This is a genomic window from Paenibacillus periandrae (genome assembly GCF_022458865.1).
Classification (GTDB): Bacteria; Bacillota; Bacilli; order Paenibacillales; family NBRC-103111; genus Paenibacillus_S; species Paenibacillus_S periandrae.
Window position 1 is genome coordinate 1 of sequence record NZ_JAJNMU010000073.1, and the last position, 2270, is coordinate 2270.

The 2270-nt window shown below is 61.1% G+C and carries 1 protein-coding gene; it reads left to right on the top strand.

Annotated features, from left to right (window positions below; translation table 11 throughout):
* The first annotated feature begins 85 nt into the window (after nucleotides 1-85).
* Nucleotides 86-2233: an NHLP bacteriocin export ABC transporter permease/ATPase subunit gene (locus LRL21_RS44495; protein ID WP_240422169.1), complete on the top strand. Its 2148-nt coding sequence runs from the start codon at nucleotides 86-88 to the stop codon at nucleotides 2231-2233.
* The last annotated feature ends 37 nt before the right edge of the window (nucleotides 2234-2270 follow it).

The following is a 2270-nucleotide window of genomic DNA, read 5'->3' on the forward strand; positions in this document are numbered from 1 at the left end:
TTTGTTTCACCGTTTGCTCGTATACAAGCGGCTCCATCAGCTGCGCCGGGCACAGCGGGACGAACAGGCCAGAGTGGCCCAGCGCTTGGAGCAGGATGAGCGCAATGTGGAGGAAGCGGTCAGCCGCTTCTCGGCCGTTGCCGACAAGAACGCCTTCCGGGAGCTGGAGTATTTCGCGGAGCGGCGCGATCCCTTGGTCTATTGCGTCCGTCTGGTTTGCACCTTTCTCGGAATCGAGCTGACCTTGCCGAAACGCTGGGAACCCGGCGGCAAGGCGGAAGACTTGTTTCGCGAGAGCGGCATTCGCTGCCGCAAGGTGGCGCTGCGTGCGGGGTGGTGGAGGGAAGACAACGGACCGCTGCTGGCATTTCATGCCGACGGCCGCCCGGCGGCGCTGCTGCCGGCGGGCGAGAGCGCCTACGAGTTGAGCAGCGAGGCCGGGGAGGCCCCGATCTCCGTAACGGAGCAGTTGGTCGCGCAGCTGCGTCCGTTTGCCTACGAGTTGTACCGCCCCTTGCCTTACCATTCCCTGGCGCCCGGGGATATCGTCCGATTCCTGCTCACCCCCCGAGCGAGGAAGGAGATGGTCTGGGGGCTTGCGTCCGGGCTTAGCCTCGGTCTGCTTGGTCTCGGTTTGCCGGCGGCGACCGGACTTATCATCGACAAAATCATCCCTGCCGCAGATGCGGATCAGCTGTTTCAGATGATGACGCTGCTGATTTGCCTGGCTTTTGCCGGCTTTGGCTTCCGGGTTACCCAGTCCATGGCCTGGCTTCGGTTGTTCGGGACATGGGGCGCTTCCCTGCAAAGCGCGGTCTGGGATCGTCTGCTGAATATGCCGGTTGGCTTCTTCCGCGACTACAATGTCGGGGATTTGGCCAGCCGGATCGGCGGCGTAGGCGCGATCTTTCATCTCATATCCGGCTGGCTCGTCTCGGGGATGTCCATTGCGCTTTTTTCCATCCTGCAGTTTGGCCTGCTGTTCGGGTATGAGCCCCGGTTGGCCGGACTGGCGGTTATATTGACTGCCCTTTATGCGGCGCTGTTTGCTTTGCTGAGCTTTCAGGCGGCGAAGCACACGAGGCGGAAAACGGAGCAGGAAGGCCGGGTAGGCGGGTTGCTTGTGCAGCTTCTCGTCAACATGCCCAAGCTGCGGGTGGCTGCCGCGGAGCGGCGCGCCTTCAACCTTTGGAGCCGCGCGTTCAGTGTGCAACGCGCTTATATGTACCGGCTTCGCGAGGCGGGCAACCGATTGGCTGTGGTGAACAGCTTCTATCCGCTCCTGTCGAGCCTCACGCTGTTTGCGATGATGACAGCTTTCAATATCAAAATGAATCCGGGCGCTTTCGCCGCCTTTCATGCCGCATACGGGACCTTGATCGGTTCGTTCATCGCCTTCTGCGCTTCGTCGCTGCCGCTCCTGGAGTTGAAACCGCTGTACGAGCGGGTCAAGCCGCTCATGCAGCAGCAGCCGGAGACGGAGGTAAGGCGGGAGGACCCCGGAGACTTGCAGGGCGGCATCGAGTTGAGCAAGATTACCTTTCGTTATGACCTGAGCGGACCGCCGATCCTCGACAACGTTTCATTGTGGATCAAGCCGGGAGAGTATGTGGCGGTCGTCGGCGCCTCCGGCAGCGGCAAATCCTCGCTGCTGCGCCTGATCTTGGGCTTCGAGAAGCCGGAGCAGGGCGCCGTCTATTTTGACGACAGGGATTTGAGCGGGCTGGACCTTCGATCGGTCAGGCGGCGCTGCGGCGTAGTGCTGCAGAACGGCCGCTTGTGGGCAGGGGATATCGCGCAAAATATTATCGGGCAGAGCAGCGAATACACCGTGGAGGACGCTTGGCATGCGGCGCAGCTGGTAGGTCTGGACGAGGAGATCGGACAGCTTCCCATGGGCATGCACACCGTCCTTCCGGAAGGCGGGGGAAGCTTGTCCGGCGGGCAGAGGCAGCGCATCCTGATCGCCCGCTCTATCGTGCACAAACCTAGGATCATCCTGCTCGACGAGGCGACCAGCGCGCTGGATCAAACATCGCAGGAGAAGATTACAACGATGCTGCGCTCCTTAAGCAGCACGAGAATTGTCATCGCTCATCGGCTCAGTACTATTATTCACGCCGATCGGATCATCGTGATGGATAATGGGCGGATCGTCCAGCAGGGCAGCTACGAGGAACTGCTTCGGCAGGAAGGGCTGTTCGCTAGGCTCGCTGCGCGCCAGGTAGTGTGATCGGACCAAAGATACCCCGTTTGGGGTACGGATTTTT